Origin of the sequence: Novosphingobium sp. TCA1 (assembly GCF_009811895.1) — a bacterium.
GTDB lineage: Bacteria > Pseudomonadota > Alphaproteobacteria > Sphingomonadales > Sphingomonadaceae > Novosphingobium > Novosphingobium panipatense_A.
Genome location: NZ_BLJH01000019.1, coordinates 39,134 through 54,859, shown reverse-complemented (window position 1 = coordinate 54,859; position 15,726 = coordinate 39,134). Strand labels below are relative to the sequence as shown.

Annotated in this window: 22 protein-coding genes and 1 tRNA gene; 16 read left to right on the top strand and 7 right to left on the bottom strand. The window is 63.3% G+C overall.

Annotated features, from left to right (window positions below):
* Positions 1 to 3: 3 nt before the first annotated feature.
* From NTCA1_RS19395 to NTCA1_RS19385, 3 genes are read right to left on the bottom strand one after another with little or no spacing between them, the layout of a single operon-like run.
* Positions 4 to 744, bottom strand: coding sequence for a hypothetical protein (locus tag NTCA1_RS19395; protein ID WP_159831506.1), 741 nt, complete (start codon positions 742 to 744; stop codon positions 4 to 6).
* Positions 745 to 791: 47 nt separating this feature from the next.
* Positions 792 to 1,190, bottom strand: a complete 399-nt coding sequence (locus NTCA1_RS19390) for an HIRAN domain-containing protein (RefSeq protein WP_159831505.1) — start codon at positions 1,188 to 1,190, stop codon at positions 792 to 794.
* 27 nt (positions 1,191 to 1,217) lie between these two features.
* The gene (locus tag NTCA1_RS19385; RefSeq protein ID WP_159831504.1) at positions 1,218 to 1,880 is read right to left on the bottom strand and encodes a LexA family transcriptional regulator; all 663 of its coding nucleotides are present in this window, start codon (positions 1,878 to 1,880) and stop codon (positions 1,218 to 1,220) included.
* 84 nt (positions 1,881 to 1,964) lie between these two features.
* On the opposite strand from NTCA1_RS19385, the gene NTCA1_RS19380 reads away from it, so the two are divergent.
* The 13 genes from NTCA1_RS19380 (at position 1,965) to NTCA1_RS19320 (ending at position 9,391) form a co-directional block, all read left to right on the top strand.
* On the top strand, positions 1,965 to 2,294 hold the full coding sequence (locus NTCA1_RS19380; RefSeq protein WP_159831503.1) for a YdaS family helix-turn-helix protein: 330 nt from the start codon (positions 1,965 to 1,967) through the stop codon (positions 2,292 to 2,294).
* A complete protein-coding gene (locus tag NTCA1_RS19375) occupies positions 2,291 to 2,779 on the top strand; it encodes a hypothetical protein (protein WP_159831502.1) in 489 nt (162 codons plus the stop codon). Before NTCA1_RS19380 ends, NTCA1_RS19375 begins: the two co-directional genes overlap by 4 nt.
* A 1-nt stretch (position 2,780) precedes the next feature.
* Positions 2,781 to 3,077, top strand: coding sequence for an ogr/Delta-like zinc finger family protein (locus NTCA1_RS19370; RefSeq protein WP_159831501.1), 297 nt, complete (start codon positions 2,781 to 2,783; stop codon positions 3,075 to 3,077).
* Positions 3,078 to 3,186: 109 nt separating this feature from the next.
* On the top strand, positions 3,187 to 3,393 hold the full coding sequence (locus tag NTCA1_RS19365; protein ID WP_159831500.1) for a hypothetical protein: 207 nt from the start codon (positions 3,187 to 3,189) through the stop codon (positions 3,391 to 3,393).
* Positions 3,390 to 3,608, top strand: coding sequence for a hypothetical protein (locus NTCA1_RS19360; protein ID WP_159831499.1), 219 nt, complete (start codon positions 3,390 to 3,392; stop codon positions 3,606 to 3,608). Before NTCA1_RS19365 ends, NTCA1_RS19360 begins: the two co-directional genes overlap by 4 nt.
* Positions 3,609 to 3,633: 25 nt before the next feature.
* A complete protein-coding gene (locus NTCA1_RS19355) occupies positions 3,634 to 6,360 on the top strand; it encodes a toprim domain-containing protein (protein WP_159831498.1) in 2,727 nt (908 codons plus the stop codon).
* Between the two features lie 16 nt (positions 6,361 to 6,376).
* Positions 6,377 to 6,865 (top strand): hypothetical protein, encoded by a 489-nt coding sequence (locus NTCA1_RS19350; protein ID WP_159831497.1) that lies wholly within the window; start codon positions 6,377 to 6,379, stop codon positions 6,863 to 6,865.
* 17 nt (positions 6,866 to 6,882) lie between these two features.
* Positions 6,883 to 7,122, top strand: a complete 240-nt coding sequence (locus tag NTCA1_RS19345) for a DUF2312 domain-containing protein (RefSeq protein WP_159831496.1) — start codon at positions 6,883 to 6,885, stop codon at positions 7,120 to 7,122.
* Positions 7,123 to 7,124: 2 nt separating this feature from the next.
* Positions 7,125 to 7,322 carry a hypothetical protein gene (locus NTCA1_RS19340; protein ID WP_159831495.1) on the top strand — a complete coding sequence of 66 codons (198 nt, stop codon included), beginning with the start codon at positions 7,125 to 7,127 and terminating at the stop codon, positions 7,320 to 7,322.
* On the top strand, positions 7,319 to 8,254 hold the full coding sequence (locus tag NTCA1_RS19335) for a phosphoadenosine phosphosulfate reductase family protein (protein ID WP_159831494.1): 936 nt from the start codon (positions 7,319 to 7,321) through the stop codon (positions 8,252 to 8,254). The genes NTCA1_RS19340 and NTCA1_RS19335 overlap by 4 nt, the downstream gene beginning before the upstream one ends.
* Positions 8,251 to 8,946: a hypothetical protein gene (locus NTCA1_RS19330; RefSeq protein WP_159831493.1), complete on the top strand. Its 696-nt coding sequence runs from the start codon at positions 8,251 to 8,253 to the stop codon at positions 8,944 to 8,946. Before NTCA1_RS19335 ends, NTCA1_RS19330 begins: the two co-directional genes overlap by 4 nt.
* 80 nt (positions 8,947 to 9,026) lie before the next feature.
* Positions 9,027 to 9,206 (top strand): hypothetical protein, encoded by a 180-nt coding sequence (locus NTCA1_RS19325; RefSeq protein ID WP_159831492.1) that lies wholly within the window; start codon positions 9,027 to 9,029, stop codon positions 9,204 to 9,206.
* Positions 9,203 to 9,391, top strand: a complete 189-nt coding sequence (locus tag NTCA1_RS19320; protein ID WP_159831491.1) for an AlpA family transcriptional regulator — start codon at positions 9,203 to 9,205, stop codon at positions 9,389 to 9,391. The genes NTCA1_RS19325 and NTCA1_RS19320 overlap by 4 nt, the downstream gene beginning before the upstream one ends.
* A gap of 4 nt (positions 9,392 to 9,395) precedes the next feature.
* Here NTCA1_RS19320 and NTCA1_RS19315 read toward each other — a convergent pair whose 3' ends face one another.
* Positions 9,396 to 10,736 carry an integrase arm-type DNA-binding domain-containing protein gene (locus tag NTCA1_RS19315; protein WP_306439306.1) on the bottom strand — a complete coding sequence of 447 codons (1,341 nt, stop codon included), beginning with the start codon at positions 10,734 to 10,736 and terminating at the stop codon, positions 9,396 to 9,398.
* Between the two features lie 152 nt (positions 10,737 to 10,888).
* Positions 10,889 to 10,979, bottom strand: a tRNA-Ser gene (locus NTCA1_RS19310).
* 78 nt (positions 10,980 to 11,057) lie between these two features.
* Here NTCA1_RS19310 and NTCA1_RS19305 point away from each other — a divergent pair.
* Together NTCA1_RS19305 and NTCA1_RS19300 are read left to right on the top strand one after the other, a co-directional pair.
* The gene (locus tag NTCA1_RS19305; RefSeq protein WP_159831490.1) at positions 11,058 to 11,987 is read left to right on the top strand and encodes a peptidylprolyl isomerase; all 930 of its coding nucleotides are present in this window, start codon (positions 11,058 to 11,060) and stop codon (positions 11,985 to 11,987) included.
* Positions 11,984 to 12,322: a DUF1905 domain-containing protein gene (locus tag NTCA1_RS19300; protein ID WP_374705206.1), complete on the top strand. Its 339-nt coding sequence runs from the start codon at positions 11,984 to 11,986 to the stop codon at positions 12,320 to 12,322. Before NTCA1_RS19305 ends, NTCA1_RS19300 begins: the two co-directional genes overlap by 4 nt.
* Before the next feature lie 13 nt (positions 12,323 to 12,335).
* Here the strand turns inward: NTCA1_RS19300 and NTCA1_RS19295 are convergent, their stop codons facing one another.
* On the bottom strand, positions 12,336 to 14,429 hold the full coding sequence (locus tag NTCA1_RS19295; RefSeq protein ID WP_133083469.1) for a bifunctional (p)ppGpp synthetase/guanosine-3',5'-bis(diphosphate) 3'-pyrophosphohydrolase: 2,094 nt from the start codon (positions 14,427 to 14,429) through the stop codon (positions 12,336 to 12,338).
* 324 nt (positions 14,430 to 14,753) lie between these two features.
* Here NTCA1_RS19295 and NTCA1_RS19290 point away from each other — a divergent pair, with 324 nt between their 5' ends.
* Complete coding sequence (locus tag NTCA1_RS19290; RefSeq protein ID WP_159831489.1) at positions 14,754 to 15,161, top strand: hypothetical protein; 408 nt, start codon at positions 14,754 to 14,756, stop codon at positions 15,159 to 15,161.
* Here the strand turns inward: NTCA1_RS19290 and NTCA1_RS19285 are convergent.
* Positions 15,148 to 15,540: a hypothetical protein gene (locus tag NTCA1_RS19285; RefSeq protein ID WP_236549469.1), complete on the bottom strand. Its 393-nt coding sequence runs from the start codon at positions 15,538 to 15,540 to the stop codon at positions 15,148 to 15,150. The two genes, NTCA1_RS19290 and NTCA1_RS19285, sit on opposite strands and share 14 nt — an antisense overlap.
* Positions 15,541 to 15,726 lie beyond the last annotated feature (186 nt).

Genomic DNA, 15,726 nt, shown 5'->3' with positions numbered 1-15,726 from the left:
GCTTCATGGATGTACGAATTCGACCTCGGTTTCGGGAATGTGCATGTTGGCCGTGAAATCCAGCAACCTATTTCGGCAGTCGAGTTCATCGCTTTTGCCGGTGCTGCGAAGTTCGCGATATAGCGACATGCTTCCGAGAGAGTGGTCTCCATCCAGAATTTTCTGAGCTAGCGCCATCGCCGCAACTCGACTTCTCGCTGAATCGGTGCACGCAGTCACCGCCGCCTTCGCGCTCGCGCGCTGAGGAGCCGGAATGTCCTCGAAAAGGTCCGCGCGCATCAGTTCGTCTACCGTGCCTTTGCATGCTTTCTCGCCGCGCTTCGCCTCATCGTAAGCGTCAATCGGCTGCGCTCTGCCCTCAGCAACCTTGTTGATTTTCTCCTGCGTCAAATCCACATCGCCTTGGCAGTTGATCGTTTGCATCACAACGAGCCGGGCAAGAGTGACGGCATAATCCTGCTCTTCCGAAAGAACAGGACCCCCAGACGGCTTGCCTGACGCGCTAGGCGCAGATTTGGGCGCGATGGCATCCGCCGTTGCGACCGGAACCCGCTTCTCATCTGAGGGTGCCGGTATGACGATCAGCGTAACGACAAACAGACCGAGCGCCGCTAGAAAACCGCGAAGCGTCTGCTTGCGTGTGCCCATACCTAATCGCGGCATGGGTTTAACAAGCGCAATAATCGAGACTGCCAATGTCACCACGCATGCCACCAGCGTAAAACCAGCCAGAAAATCGCGCATTTTGCCCCCTTTGGTACTTCCCGCAGCACATCGCCTGCGGAACGAGATCAATCGTCCGGCCAAATCTCATCCGGGTAGAACCCCGGATCTTCATCAATCGGCGCGTCAGCCTGCGCGACAGGCTCTGCGAGCATCGCGCTTGTGAGATGCGGCTCTTTGCCGTCGAAACCAACGCGCACCCATGCGCCGAAAGCTGCGCGCCGCTGGAAAACTGCCCGAACGAGGTCGCCCCCGAACTGCGTGCCAAATTGGCGCGCGCGATCGGCGCTGATATAGCCAAGCTGGACGTCGCGGCAGGAATAGACCGCGACAGCATGGCGATCGTGCGGGTTACGCGGCTCGGGCACCAACGTCACCGGCTCGCCTGCATGGCACAGCAGTATCTCGAACTGGCGATTGGAACCGTCAGCATTCGGGTGCGCGGCGCCCACGACCGCGAAAGACATTTCAGGAATCGAAGTCATGGTCGATGGTCAGGTGCGGCGGAATACGCCCGCTACGCGGCCGATGACGGAAAGTTCCCCATCTGCAGCGACTTCCGGTGGCACCTGCGGATTGTCAGCCATCAGCTTGTATTTTCCATCCGGCAGCACCCGGACGCGCTTGATCGTGCCCAGCCCGCCGTAATTCAGCGCCCAGATGCCTTCCTGCCGGTCGATGATGCGCTGCGATCGGTCGATCATCACGATGTCGCGGTCGTTGATCGTCGGGTACATACTGTCGCCCTGCGGCTTCACGATCGTCAGGTGTGCCGCTGCGGAATGGGTGAAGTTGCGCACCCAGTCTTCCGGAATCCAGCGATCTACGCGCTCCATCGCGTTCTCGTCGAGGAAGCCAAGCCCCATCCCGATCGATAGGTCGATCTCTTCCACCTTGATCAGACCCATCTGCGCCGCGATCTCCGCTGGCGTCGGCGGGATAAACGCGTCCTCCCGGGGATCATCGATCTCACCGGTCAAATAGGCGGCAGAAGTCTGCAGGACGCGAGCGATCTTGTGCAAATGGGACGAATTTGCGGACTGCCCAGTAACGACCTTGCCGATGGTCTGCTGTGTCACCCCAACCTCACGCGCAAGGGCAGACTGAGACATTCCCAGTTCACGCATTCGCTCAGCTACACGGTCGCTCTTGATCATGCTGCGTACCTACAACTTTGGTTATCGACGAAAAGGTAATTTGATGCGTTGACATGCCCACAACTCGGGTTGTAGGTAGTCCTCATGAGGCAAGATCTGACACCGTTTGAGGCATTGGAACTGGCAGTAGCCATCGCAGGCGGCCAGTCGGCAACCGCGCGCCTTTGCAAGGTATCTCAGGCTGCTGTGTGGAAGTGGCTGCAAAGCGGAAAGCGTCTTCCCGCCGAGCAAGTGCTCACTGTTTCATCGGCGACCGGGGTGTCGCCTCATCTGCTCCGCCCCGACATTTATCCACTTTCGCTTGTAATTGAAGAACCAGACTACACTGAAGAGTGTGGACCCGTTCTATCGACGCGGGTGGATCCTGTCGTTTGCGATCACCCCGCAAAAGCGCAACGGAAGGATATCGCATGACGAAGCTGCGAACCCCGCTGTCATTCTCCCTCGCCATCACCACGGTCTGCGGCAAGATCGGGTGGGAGGCCGCCGCCAAGGTTACCGGCCGCTCGATCCGGACCGTCCGCCACTGGAGCGAAAGCGACCGTCACGGAACGCCGACCCTCGATCAGGCCATCGCCCTCGACCGCGCCTTCATCGAAGCAGGCGGCGACCATGGCCCAATCCACTCCTGTTATGCGCTGCAACTGGAAGTCGCGATGGTCAATGCCGTCGCCTGCCGCACGGCGCTGGCAGACGACGTGGCCCTATTCTCCCGCGAAGCTGGCGATGCTGTCGGCCGCTGCATTCAGGCCCTCGCGCCGGGCGCCTCGCCCGCGATGATACAGGCCGCCATTCTCGAGACCGAGGAAGCTGACGCGATTGTTCCGCGCCTTCTCGGTCGGCTGAAAGCACTTCTGCCCGGCAATGGCGCCGGGGCCGAAGCTAGGGGGCAAATCTAGCATGTCACGTCACGCGAAACTTCCACACGTCACCTGCCCGGCTTGCGGCGGTCGCGCTTTTGCGCGGTCTTCCGGCAAGTCGAGCGCGACATTCCGCGAGGTCTATTACGACTGCCGGAACCCCGATGTCTGCGGACACCGGTTCGTCGTCGAGATGCAGGCCGTCCGCACGGTCCGCGCCAGCAGCTATCCGACCCCGCTGCACACCCTGCCGATGACGCAGTGGCGCCCGGCCGCGAACGACCGCGCCGACAACGATAACGGCTCAGAGCCGGAAACCAGCGCCGCCGGCACCTGACCTGAAGGCCGCGCTGGCCTGACCTGACACTTCCGAATGCCTTTCGCCCGGCTCGCTTCCGGGAACGCCCCCGCTTTGCCCTTTTCCTGCACTCCACCGGAGCCATCCCATGCTGCACATCCCGTCCAGCCAGTTCCGCACCGTTGCCCCCGCGCGGCCCGCTGCTACCGCTTCGAAGCCCTCGACGTTCGCCGCCTGGCGCAACCTGTGGCGGTCCGCGCCGCGCGAGGTCCGGAACGACGTTCTGGCTCTCGCCGCCGCCGCGCCGGTGCTGCTCACCGCCTTCGCCGTGCTCTGGACCATGGTGCCAGCATGAGCGCGCGCCGCCCCGCATTCTTCATCGGTCAGTCGGTGATCATCTCTTCGGAGCGCTGGACGCCCAATGGCTGGGTGCCCGCCATCGAGACCGGCCTCGTCCTTACCCCCAGCGTCATGCGGCAGCACCGCCGGGGCTTCGTGGAGGTCTGGCGCGGCAGCGGCCGCCTTCCCGAAGTCCAAATCTATCCCCGCGAAGCCCTGACGCCCGCCTGACCTTCCCGAAAGATCTGAATTTCCCATGCAGATGCGAGACGATATCCGCCGCGAACTGATGCCGCTCCTGAAAACCGACTTCCAGTGGAAGAAGGATCAGGGCGAGTGGCTTCAGGGCGGCAAGTGCCCCGAGTGCGACGGGCGTGAGGTCTACACCCGTTCGGATAGCCCGTGGGTGCTCAAGTGCGGCCGGGCCAACCGCTGCGGTTGGGAAGGCTCTGTCCGCGATCTCTATCCCGAGATCTTCGACACGTGGTCAAAGCGGTTCAAGAAGACGCCGCAGAACCCGAACGCGGCGGCTGATGCCTATCTGACCGACGCCCGCGGCCTCAACCTTATGGGCATGCGCGACGCCTACTCCCAGGAGTATTTCCGCGACGAGGCCCGCAATGTCGGCTCTGCCACGGTGCGCTTTCCCCTGCCCGGCGGCAGCTGGTGGGAGCGCCTAATCGACCAGCCCGGCCGGTTCGATCGCAAAGCGCACTTCGCGCCGCGCAGGCCCTACAAGGGGCAGGCATGGTCGCGGCCAGACGTCTCCATGGAAGACTTCGCCAATGCGGACAGCATCTGGTTCGCGGAAGGCATCTTCAACGCCTGGGCGCTCGAACAGGCAGGCCAGCGCGCCGCCTCGACCATGTCGAGCAACAACTACCCCAGCGAATTCCTGAAGCAGCTGCGGACGCATATCGCGGCCTCGGACCGGCCCCACCGTAGCCCGCGCATCGTGTTCGCCTTCGACATCGGTCCTGCTGGCACCAAGGGCAACCGCGATTACGTCAAGCAGGCCCGCAAGGATCGCTGGGAGGCATCCGCCGCGCTGCCGATGGCCGAGGACGAGACCGGCAAGGAACTCGACTGGAACGATCTGCTCCAGCTGGAGCGCCTGACCGATAAGCATCGCGCCGAATACCTCTGGCACGGGCAGGTGCTGCTGGCCGAGACCGCGCAGGAAAAGGCCTACCTGATCTGGGAAAAGCATCGGTGGAACAGTTTCCACTTCAACTTCGGCAACCGGACCTACTGGTGCGCGATCGACGTCTCGATCGTGCAGGAGAAGATCGACGAGTACCGGCGCGGGCGCACCCGTGAGCTGAAGGAAATCGACAGCGCCGAGGAAGCCAAGATCCGCATGGAGGCATCCCGCGAGGCGCTGGCCGTCGAGGAAATCGCAAACTGCGCCTTCCGCGTCCTGTACCGGCAGCGTGACGAGGCCACCGACGAGACCAAGTTCTTCCTGAACATCCGCTACCCCAGCGGCAAGCGCCCGGCCGTAAAGGGTGACTTCACTGCTGCCCAACTGCGCAAAGCCTCGAACTTCGAAGATCGCCTCTTCGCCTTCGGCGGCGTCTGGACCGGCAACGCCCAGCAGCTGACCCGCATGCTGCAGCACCAGACACCAGACCTGCCGGACGTGCGCCCGCTCGGCTTCACCGGCTACTGCCGGGAGGCGAAGGCCTATGTCTTCGGGCAGCTGGCCGTCTCGAACGGACGCGTGTTCAAGCCGAACGACGACGACTTCTTCCAGATCGGCAAACAGGCCCTGAAGCTGGGCACCTCCGAGCGGCTGCTCGATATCGACTATGACGCCGATAACCTCGACACCAGCTGGCTTGCCGACCTCTGGACGGCATACGGCGCCAAGGGTCTTGTCTGCCTGACCTTCTTCTTCGGCTCGCTCTTTGCCGAGCAGGTCCGCGCCGAGATGAAGAGCTTCCCGTTCCTCGAAATGCATGGCCTGCCCGGCACCGGCAAGACCACGCTGGTCGAGTTTCTCTGGAAGCTGCTCGGCCGCGAAAACTACGAGGGCTTCGACCCGGCCAAAGCCACGCCCGCCGCCATGGCGCGCAATCTCGGCAAAGTCGGCAACCTGCCCGTCGTCCTGATCGAAGGCGACCGCCGCGAGGAAGCCAGCCACGCTCGCAAGTTCGAGTGGGAGGAACTCAAGACCGCGTACAACGGGCGCACCGTCCGGTCTCGCGGCGTGAAGAACGGCGGCATGGAGACGTTCGAACCGCCCTTCCGGGGCGCGATCGTCATCGAGCAGAATGAGCCGGTCAACGCGAGCCGGGCCGTGCTCGAGCGTATCATGTCGCTCGGCTTCGACATGGCAGGCTGGTCGGCCGACACGAAGACGTCTGCAGAGCGGCTTGAGCAATGGCCGATCGAGAAGGTCTCCGGCTTCATCGTTCACGCGGCCAAGCGCGAAAACGACATCATGGCCCGCTACCGGCAGGCCTTCGCGCAATACGAAAACGAGCTGCTCTCCATGCCGGGGATCCGCACGAATCGTCTTGCGAAGACCCACGGTCAGCTGCTCGCCTTCCTCGAAGCGCTCCGGGCGCTCCTGCCGCTCACTGATGAACAGCAGACCGCGACGGCCAAGCTCATCGTCGAGATGGCGACCGAGCGGCAGCTGGCCGTGAACAGCGAAGACCCGATCGTCAGCCTGTTCTGGGAGCGCTTCGACTACCTCGAAGAGAACGAGGATCCCGCCGCCACCACAGGGCACATAAACCACCATCGCCGCCATGCCGAGGGCATGATCGCCGTCCGCCTCAACGAAATGGAGGCCCGCTGCGCCGAAAAGCGCCTCGCGCTGCCCACCCACGCCGAACTGATCCGCGCGCTCAAGACCTCGAAGTCACGCCGTTTCATCGAACAGACCGCCGTCAATTCCCGAAACGACGGCGTCCCCCCGGTCCGCTGCTGGGTCTTCCACGACCGCTCGCGCGCGACCTCCAGCAATTCCTGAAATCGAAAGGACGAACATGCGGAGCGTTCCCTCTCTTCTTTCCATGATCGACGAACCCAAGCCCGCCGCGCCTATTGTCATGCCGTGGGACTACATCCGGATGCGGCGCGAGGCCGCCGGGCTGACGATCGAGCAGGCCGCCGACCCTTTCTGGCACCGAAAGGAGCATCGCGCAGACGTCGAGCGCAACTTCCACCGGATCGAGACGGTCGGCTTCCGGGTGAAGCGCCTGTGGGACATGTCGCGATCGTTCCGGCTCAACCTGACGGTCTACCGCCAGCTGTGCGACACCCCACCCGACATGCACCCGCGCCTCTGCCTGGCATGCGGATGGGACGAATGGTCCGCGCAGCTCGATGCCGAGGGCTTCGACTGCACATGGTCCGACACCAACCCGCAGATCTGCACCCACTGCGAACAGACGCGCCGCCGCATCTTCAAGCCCCGCCTGCCCAACAGCCACCCCGCCAACACGCCCCACGGCGGCCACCAGATCGCCGCCTGAGACCAAAGGAGCATCCAATGACCAGCAGCACAGCCGCAGACAGCCTGCGCAACCACATCGAAGCCATCGAGAAGATGGAAGAGGAAATCCGCGACATGCGCGCCGACGTCAGCGAACGATACAAATGGGCCAAGGCCGAGGGCTACGACGTCAAGTGCATGAAACAGATCGTCGCGATCCGCCGCATGCGCCCGGACGATCGCCACGAGATGGAAAGCATCGTCGATACCTACAAATCCGCGCTGGGGATCGACTGACCATGGCTCCTCGCACATCCAACGCCGTCCACCCGATCGGCTGCTCGTGCCGGGCCTGCGCGCCTGTCGCCGAGCGCAATCGCCGCACCAACCTCGCGATCAAGGGCGCCACCCGCGCCCTGTTCCTGATCGCCGCGCTTGTCGCGATCCCCTTCATCATCGTTCATGCGCTCTCCAGCGCAAAAGGAGACCGCAGGTGAAACACCCGTATCACATCGAAGGCCCGGCGCTGATCTCATTCTCTGGCGGCCGCACTTCGGCCTACATGCTCAAGCAGATGCTTGATGCTGCTGGCGGTGCCTTCGCGCCGGATGTGCATGTAGTGTTCTGCAACACCGGACGGGAGCGGGAAGAGACGCTCCGGTTCGTTCATGAGTGCCAAGTGCGATGGGGCGTACCCATCCACTGGCTTGAATGGCGCGACCGTCGCAAGGGCACGCCGGTCGAACAGCGTTTCGAGGAGGTTGGCTACAACAGCGCCTCTCGCAACGGGGAGCCGTTTGAAGCGCTGATCCGCAGCAAGAAATCTACGCCTAACGCTGTCAGCCGCTGGTGCACCCAGCATCTGAAAGTTCAGGTCTGCGCCAATTTCATGGAGGCGCGTGGGTACAAATTCTGGACCAACGTGATCGGACTTCGCGCGGATGAGTTGCGCCGGGCGGTCAAAAAAGACCGTCAGAACGAGGAGGGCAAGAGCCCTTGGACGAACGTGATGCCGATGGTCCGAGCTGGGCACACCAATGATGACGTGCGCCGGTTCTGGTTCGGCAACATGACGCCCACCGATGCCGTCCAGATCCAGAAAGATTTCGGTCCGAGCGCTGCTATCACCCTCCCGCAGAGGTTCGACCTTGGGCTGGAGGAATGGGAAGGCAACTGCAAGCTGTGCATGATGCTCGGCTATCAGGTCTTGCTCCATCGGATCCGCCGCGATCCCGACGAACCGCTCTGGTGGTCTCGTATGGAGAGGATCGGCAAGGGCACCTTCACCACCGAATACAGCTACGAGGATTTGCGCCGGGCGGCGCTGACCAGCCCGCTGCTCGACCTTGGCGACAATTTCAGCAGCGACGCGGAATGCGGTGTTGGCGGTGTTGACGCTTCGATCCGGTGTGGGAGGAAGGCGGCATGACCGGCGAACTTACCGCCCGCCCCAAGGGCAGCACCCGTCATCCGTGGGATTGGTACGTCGAGGAGAAGTGGGTCACCCATCGCCTGATCGACGTGGTCGAGCTTGAACCGGACGTGACATACCTAGATCCCTTCTGCGGCCAGCTTCATATCCCGCAGGCGCTTTCCGAGCGCGGCTTCACCCATGCGTTTGGGACGGACCTGTATGCGCGGAATCCTGACCACCGGCTCTTCCTCGGGCAGCATGATTTCTTCGGCGATCAGCGCCACCTTCTAGAAGCATCCCAACGCCTGTCGATTATCATGAATCCGCCATTCTCGTTTCAGAATGGCAAGCTGGTCCGTGGCTTGGCGGAGAAGTGCATCCGCCAGGCACTTTCCATTGCGACCCATAAAGTCTGCGCGCTCTTGCCACTCAAGTGGCTGGCAAGCGAAGGCCGCTATCGACTTTTCACAGACGAGACGCCGATCGGCGTGTGGATCCTGTGCGAGCGTCCGTCGATGCCGCCCGGCGACATGATCGAGGAGTTGGGAAGCAAGGCTTACGATCATGGCAAGATCGACTACATGTGGGTCGTGTGGGACAAACAGGCTGCCGCGCTTTCCGATCACAGCGGTCGACCGTTTGCACCAACGTACTGGATCCCTCCCCGCGAAAAAGCAGCAATGAAGGAAAGGCAGCTCGCAGCATGAAGTTATCGCAGTCCCAGCTGCTGATGCTCCGCGTTTCTGGGCGCGATGAAGCAACTGGCCAAGGTCGGAGCGTCAGGCTCATGAGCGCAAGGAACTGGCACACCGCTTACAGCCTGGAGCGAAAGGGCTTGGGTCGGATCGAAGACAACCGACTAACGGGCAAGAATGCCGCCAGCTACTTTTTCGCGAATGAAGCAGGCGCTGCTATCATCTATCCCGAAGAGGGCCGGGAAACAGAGGAAAGGAAGCTGGCAGCATGACAGCACAGCAGCCAATCAGGCTCTTAAGAATCAACGAGGTCATGGACAGAACCTCGCTGTCACGATCCACGATCTACGCGCTGATCGAAAAGGGCAAGTTCCCGTCACAGCGGAAGCTGGGGCCTAAGTGTTCCCGATGGGTCGAGAGCGAAATCGACGCATGGACGCGTGAGATCGCCGCGTGATCGCTCAGCGACCGGGTCGCCCCGGCCCGGTCGCCGCAAACCGCATAGGCTGGCCAATGTGCATCTCTGCCGGCCACATGTCTTTCATCAGCAGGTCCGCCCATTCGATGGCAATCTCGCGCCGACGCGGCATGTAAGCTGCCCGGTTATAAGCCCCTTCGACCTTGTCTTTGGGCACATGAGCAAGCATCAGGTCGATAATCGCGCGGTCCGGTGCGGCATTCTTGTGACCCGCAGCCCGCCAAGCGCGCTCCACCCTCTCATTCATGATCGTCGAGAAGGCCGACCGGAAACCGTGCGGCACATGCCGCTGATAATACCCAGCGCGGATCAGCAGCGCCCGAAGCGTGTTCTCACTCATGGGCCGATGCATATGCCGGTCCGATGGGAACACGAGCGCTATGTCGCCGGTCAGCGGCATCATTGCGCGGATGACATCCACGGCCTGCGGAGCGAGCGGCACGAGATGGTCGCCATCCTCTTCCGACTTGCGATCCTCGTCGCCCTTCATCCTCCGCGCTGGAATGCGCCAAAGCGGTTCCGGGCCGTCGAGACCCTCGAACTCCTCCCATCGTGCTGCATGCAGTTCGTTCGGGCGGACAGCTGTTAACGCCAGCAGCCGCAACGCCAGCTTCGTCGGCGCCCGGCACCGCTCGGCATCGCAATCGACCAGCACCTGCCTAAGCGCATCGAGATCTGTGATCGCAGGCTGCGCCTTCACTCGCGGTTTCTTCGGAAGCGCCACCGCAAGGCTCGCAGCCGGATCCTTTCCATTCACGCCCATAGCCATGCCGTAGACGAAAATCGCGCTGATACGCTGCCGCGCTCGATGCGCTGTCTCGATCGAGCCGCGATCAACGATCGCTTGCAGGACGGCGAGAACTGCCAAGCCTTCGATACCTGCGATCGGCGAACCGCCAAGCGCCGGGAAGATGTCTGCTTCAAGAGAGGCCATTACGTCCTCGGCGTGGACCGTCGACCATCGCTTCTGCTGCAGCGCGTACCAGGCTAAACCGATCTCCCGAAAGGTCGGCCGCGTGTCGCGTTCAGGGGCTGCGCGGGCGAACAGATCTTCGGGCTTGGGCTCGATACCTTTGGCCAGCATCGCCTTCGCGACGTCGCGCGCCTCCCGCGCCTCGATCAGCTTGATCGCCGGGTAGCTTCCAATTGTCAGGGTTTTCTGGCGCGGCTTGCCCTCGGCATTCCGGCCGAACTGGTAATTCATCCGCCACACACGCCCCCCGGCGATCGACACGTGCAGGAAGAGTTGCCCGCCGTCCGACAGCTTGTAGGCTTTGTCCTTCGGCTTCGCATTCTTGACCTTCAGGTCCGTCAGCATCGCCATACCATATTCCCCGAATCGCGTACCATAGATCATGCCATATCGCAGATCGGCTACATGAGAACAAACGGGGACAATCTCGGACAAACCATACACGCCAGGCGCGACGAAACCCCCGGAAAACAGACGTTTGTGGAGGTTTCGAGATAAGCAGTTGGCGGAGCGGGAGGGATTCGAACCCTCGATACGCTTTTGACGTATACTCACTTTCCAGGCGAGCGCCTTCGACCACTCGGCCACCGCTCCGCATGCACTGGTAAGGCGGGCGCCCTAGCCTGCGTTGAAGGGTTTCGCAAGCCGTCTCGACGTGCCATCACGCTCTCGATGCGAAATTTCTTTTCCGCCTTCGCGGTTTCCGCCTTTTTGACCGCCCCGCTCCTGGCCGAGGACGTGCCGGCGGGGCCTACGCCGAACGATATCGTCGCGGCCGCGCCCTCCGGTGACTGGAAGCGGATCGCGCCTTCCGACCTGCTTGTGATGGACCTTGCGCCGGATGCTGCGGGCAAGGCGCGGCGGGTGGTGATCCAGCTGATTCCGGCGCCCTTCTCGCAAGGCTGGGTCGGGAACATCCGCAGACTGGTCGCCGCGCGCTGGTATGACGGGATTGCCGTGGTCCGCGTTCAGGACAATTACGTCGTGCAATGGGGCGATCCCGAGGGGGAGAACCCGCAGAAGGCCAAGCCCCTGCCCAAGGGGCTGACGGCGGTTCCAGAAAGCGACTACGCCGCGAATCTTGCGGGTACGGTGAAGGCGGCGGGCGACAAGTCGGTCGGGCACGATGCCTACGCGGCGAATACAGGCTTCGTTGGAGGCTGGCCCGTGGCCCGCGATGCCGCGCATCAGTGGCCCACCCATTGCTACGGCTACGTCGGCGTCGGCCGCAACAATTCGCCCGACACCGGCACCGGCGCGGAACTTTACGCCGTGATCGGCCATGCCCCGCGCCAGCTCGACCGTAACGTGGCCATCGTCGGCCGGGTGATTTCCGGTATCGAGAACCTTTCCGCCCTGCCGCGCGGCACCGGCGAAATCGGCTTCTACAAGACGCCCGGGGAGCGCACGGCGATTCGCGCGATCCGCATGGGCAATGAAGTGACCGGGCTGCCCGCCTACGAATATCTCTCCACCGAGAGCCGCAGCTTCGCCGCCTATGTCGACAAGCGCGCCAACCGGCAGGATACCTTCTATGTTCACCCGGCAGGCGGCGTGGACGTCTGCAACGCGCCGGTGCCGATCCGCGAGGTTTCGCGGTGACGCTGACCGAGCAGGTCGATCACACCGGGGTTCTCTGGCGCTGGACCGGCGGCTCCGGCAGCGGCACCTGGCACTTCCTGACCATCGACGGTGCGGCGGGCGAGGCGCTTTCCGGCACGGCCATCATGCGCAAGCTCGAAGGCTCGGCGCGCGGGTTCGGTTCGCTGAAGGTCAGGGCCCGGATCGGCACCACCAGCTTCGCGACATCGGTTTTCCCGAGCAAGTCGGACGACGGCAGCACCGGGCAGGTCTGGCTGCTGCCCGTCAAGGCCGCCGTGCGCCGCGCCGAAAGCCTTGCGGAAGGTGATGAGGTGGAGGTCAGCCTGGAATACTGACCTCCCACCAGGGTCAGATGCGCGCAGCTTCCGCCACAGCCTCGCTGGCGCGCAGGGCGCTGACGATGCGGGTCAGGTGGGCAAGGTCGCTCACTTCCAGATCGGCCTCGTAAGTGCCGAAAGGCTCGTCGCGCTGGACCATTTGCAGGTTGGTGACGTTGGCACGGTTGGAGGCCAGGATCTGCGTCACTTCCGCCAGGGTGCCGGGGCGGTTGTAGAGCACCAGGCTGAGACGGCCCACCGCGCCCGTCGTGCGCTCTCCCCATGACAGATCGAGCCAGTCGACATCGCCGCCGTTGGCCAGCGTCAGGCAGTCGATCGCGTGGACTTCCACCTTGTGGTCGGGGCGCCGGATGCCGACGATACGGTCGCCGGGAACCGGGTGGCAGCATTCGGCGAGTTCGAACCCTACGCCCGGTGTAAGCCCGCGAATCGAGATCGCCCGCTCGGCATGGGCCCAGTCGCTGTCATCCGGGAGTTCGGCGGTGCTGCCCGGCACGAGAGCCTCCATGACCTGGCGATCGGTGAGACGGGCCGAGCCGACCGCGAACATCAGGTCTTCCTCGTCCCGCATGTCCAGGCGCTGGATGGCGCCGTCGATCGCCTTCTTGCCGATGCGGCCTGGCAAGCGCCCCATGATCTCGTCCAGCAGCTTGGCGCCGATCTCGGCCACTTCCTGGCGTTCCTTGGCGCGTACCGCACGGCGGATCGAGGCGCGCGCCTTGCCGGTGATGACGAAGCCGAGCCAGGAAAGCTGCGGTTCCGACGTGGGGCTCTTGATGATTTCCACCACGTCGCCGTTGGCAAGCTGGGTGCGCAGCGGCATGTGGCGACCGTTGATCTTGGCGCCGACGGTGGCATTGCCGAGATTGGTATGGACCGCATAGGCGAAGTCCACCGCCGTCGAACCCTTGGGAAGCTGGAACAGCGCTCCCTTGGGCGTGAAGGCGAAGATGCGATCCTGGTAGATCGCCATCTTGGTATTCTCGAGCAGTTCCTCGGCGTCGTGACTGGCATCGACGATCTCGATCAGGTCGCGCAGCCAGCCGACCTGCCCGTCCGGCCTGGCGCCGCCCTGCTTGTAGGCCCAGTGCGCGGCGAGGCCGAATTCGTTCAGCCGGTGCATCTCGCGCGTGCGGATCTGCACTTCCATGCGCATCGAACGCTCGTAGATCAGCGCCGTGTGGAGCGACTGGTAGCCGTTCGACTTGGGCGTGGAGATGTAGTCCTTGAAGCGGCCCGGGATCATCTGCCAGGTCTGGTGCAGCACGCCGAGCGCCTTGTAGCATTCGTCCACATCGTCGGTGAGGACGCGGAAGGCCATGATATCGGTGATCTGCTCGAAAGTAACGTGGCGTTCGGCCATCTTGCGCCAGATCGAATAGGGATGCTTCTCGCGGCCCGAAACCTCGACGTTCAGGCCCGCTTCGGCCAAGGCCTGCTTGATCGCGAGGGCAATGGCGTCCACCTGCCCGCCCTCCTCGCTGCGGATCTGCGCGAGACGGCCGGTGATCGTGGCGTAGCCTTCGGGCTCCAACTGCTCGAAGGCCAGCATCTGCATTTCACGCATGTATTCGTACATGCCCACGCGCTCGGCGAGCGGGGCGTAGATATCCATGGTCTCGCGAGCGATGCGGCGGCGCTTGTCCTCCTTCTTGATGTAATGGAGCGTGCGCATGTTGTGCAGCCGGTCCGCCAGCTTGACGAGCAGGACGCGCAAGTCCTCGCTCATGGCCAGCAGGAACTTGCGCAGGTTTTCCGCCGCACGCTCGTTCTCGGTCATCACGTCGATTTTGGAGAGCTTGGTGACGCCGTCCACCAGCCGCGCGACATCCGGGCCGAACAGCTTCTCGATCTCGTCGATGGTCGCCAGCGTATCTTCCACCGTATCGTGGAGCAGCGCGGTGATGATCGTCTGCTGGTCGAGCTTCAGCTCGGTCATCAGGCCGGCCACTTCCACCGGATGGCTGAAGTAGGGATCGCCCGAGGCCCGCTTCTGAGTGCCGTGCTTCTGTACGGTATAGACGTAGGCACGGTTGAGCAGGGCCTCATCGGCCTGGGGCGCGTATTCCTTCACGCGTTCGACAAGTTCGTACTGGCGCAGCATTTCCGTGGCTTCATGTCAGGATTTTTTGCGGCGCGGCAAGAGGCCGAGTCTCTACATGCAGATTATGCAACGAAACTGTGACATCCGCACCACCTGTTTTCCAGCCTTCCCGCGTTCAGAAATCGCTCCCGACCGGGCAATCGATTCCATCGGAAATACCCTGCATCGCCCGTTAAGCTGCGGAGAACCGGCGAGGGCGCACCTTCAGGGAGGATCGCGCCGCGCCCTCCCCTGACCGGCGCAGGCGCGGTCCGCCGGATCGGGTTTACGGAGGCAGGAATGGCGAGCGGAAGGGAAACGGCAGCCTATGGCGGTCCAAGGGAAATGACCGATTCGCAACCGATCGAGGCGACTCCGTTGCCCACCCGGCATCTCCAGCCGCGCGCGCCGCGCCAGCGCACCCTGATCGGCGGGCTGCTGCTGCGCCAGGCCATGGCGCAGCAGGGCATCATCATCCGCAACGTCTCCCCGCACGGTCTATGCGCCGCATCGCGAGGAACCCCGCGCGAGGCGATGCCGCTTCACGGTGAGATCGTCTGCATTCGCCTGCCGGAAAATCGGGAGCACCTGGCCCGCGTTCGCTGGGTGGAAGACCATGCTTTCGGTGTGGAACTGTTCTCGGCACTGGACGTGGAGGCACTGGCCGCAGCCAATCGCCGGCGCAACGCCCACTTCCTCCAGATGCTGGATCCGGTCGTCCGCCCTATGGCAGCCCATCTCAGTAGTATTTGAAGGCCGTGATCACCCCGTTTCGGGTATCGCACTTGAAGGTCTTCTTCTCGGTCTTGGTGGTGCCGTCCTTCTTGCGCAGCACGACATCGACCAGCGCACGTACCGATGCCCTTCCGTCGCTTTTCTTGTCGGTATCTTCCACCTGCCGCATCGAGACATCGACGGCGCCCAGCTTCGTTCCGCGTGCCTTGGCCTCGGCCATGCAGGCCGCGACGGCCTGATCGCGCGTATCTGCATCGGCAGGAAGTGCCGGGGCGGGCGCAGGAGCCGAGGGAGGCGCAGGGGGCGTCGGATCCTGGCTCCAGGCGTGGGGCACCACGGCGCAGGCGAGCAGCAGGAAGCTGGCCCCGGTGAACACTTTCCACGATTGATCCTGCACGGCGAGCCTCCGTTCCCAGCGCCGCCGCAGCGGCGACAGGACGGATCATGCGCCCTTACCCGCCTGAGCCCCTATCGGGGCAATTACCGAGACTGGCCCACGGTTTTCCCTGTGCGCTGCCCAAAAGGGCGGCAGCGGGATATGACCGCCGCCCCCTTTTTGTGCCAACGCACAGGGACGGATCGA

What these genes read in the sequence shown, in the direction of transcription:
- NTCA1_RS19355 (WP_159831498.1), top strand. Translation starts at nt 3,634, where the DNA reads ATGCAGATGCGAGACGATATCCGCCGCGAACTGATGCCGCTCCTGAAA.
- NTCA1_RS19385 (WP_159831504.1), bottom strand. Translation starts at nt 1,880, where the DNA reads ATGATCAAGAGCGACCGTGTAGCTGAGCGAATGCGTGAACTGGGAATG.
- NTCA1_RS19360 (WP_159831499.1), top strand. Translation starts at nt 3,390, where the DNA reads ATGAGCGCGCGCCGCCCCGCATTCTTCATCGGTCAGTCGGTGATCATC.
- NTCA1_RS19330 (WP_159831493.1), top strand. Translation starts at nt 8,251, where the DNA reads ATGACCGGCGAACTTACCGCCCGCCCCAAGGGCAGCACCCGTCATCCG.
- NTCA1_RS19320 (WP_159831491.1), top strand. Translation starts at nt 9,203, where the DNA reads ATGACAGCACAGCAGCCAATCAGGCTCTTAAGAATCAACGAGGTCATG.
- NTCA1_RS19390 (WP_159831505.1), bottom strand. Translation starts at nt 1,190, where the DNA reads ATGTCTTTCGCGGTCGTGGGCGCCGCGCACCCGAATGCTGACGGTTCC.
- NTCA1_RS19325 (WP_159831492.1), top strand. Translation starts at nt 9,027, where the DNA reads ATGAGCGCAAGGAACTGGCACACCGCTTACAGCCTGGAGCGAAAGGGC.
- NTCA1_RS19370 (WP_159831501.1), top strand. Translation starts at nt 2,781, where the DNA reads ATGTCACGTCACGCGAAACTTCCACACGTCACCTGCCCGGCTTGCGGC.
- NTCA1_RS19345 (WP_159831496.1), top strand. Translation starts at nt 6,883, where the DNA reads ATGACCAGCAGCACAGCCGCAGACAGCCTGCGCAACCACATCGAAGCC.
- NTCA1_RS19305 (WP_159831490.1), top strand. Translation starts at nt 11,058, where the DNA reads ATGCGAAATTTCTTTTCCGCCTTCGCGGTTTCCGCCTTTTTGACCGCC.
- NTCA1_RS19375 (WP_159831502.1), top strand. Translation starts at nt 2,291, where the DNA reads ATGACGAAGCTGCGAACCCCGCTGTCATTCTCCCTCGCCATCACCACG.
- NTCA1_RS19340 (WP_159831495.1), top strand. Translation starts at nt 7,125, where the DNA reads ATGGCTCCTCGCACATCCAACGCCGTCCACCCGATCGGCTGCTCGTGC.
- NTCA1_RS19365 (WP_159831500.1), top strand. Translation starts at nt 3,187, where the DNA reads ATGCTGCACATCCCGTCCAGCCAGTTCCGCACCGTTGCCCCCGCGCGG.
- NTCA1_RS19380 (WP_159831503.1), top strand. Translation starts at nt 1,965, where the DNA reads ATGAGGCAAGATCTGACACCGTTTGAGGCATTGGAACTGGCAGTAGCC.
- NTCA1_RS19350 (WP_159831497.1), top strand. Translation starts at nt 6,377, where the DNA reads ATGCGGAGCGTTCCCTCTCTTCTTTCCATGATCGACGAACCCAAGCCC.
- NTCA1_RS19395 (WP_159831506.1), bottom strand. Translation starts at nt 744, where the DNA reads ATGCGCGATTTTCTGGCTGGTTTTACGCTGGTGGCATGCGTGGTGACA.
- NTCA1_RS19290 (WP_159831489.1), top strand. Translation starts at nt 14,754, where the DNA reads ATGACCGATTCGCAACCGATCGAGGCGACTCCGTTGCCCACCCGGCAT.
- NTCA1_RS19315 (WP_306439306.1), bottom strand. Translation starts at nt 10,736, where the DNA reads ATGGCGATGCTGACGGACCTGAAGGTCAAGAATGCGAAGCCGAAGGAC.
- NTCA1_RS19295 (WP_133083469.1), bottom strand. Translation starts at nt 14,429, where the DNA reads ATGCTGCGCCAGTACGAACTTGTCGAACGCGTGAAGGAATACGCGCCC.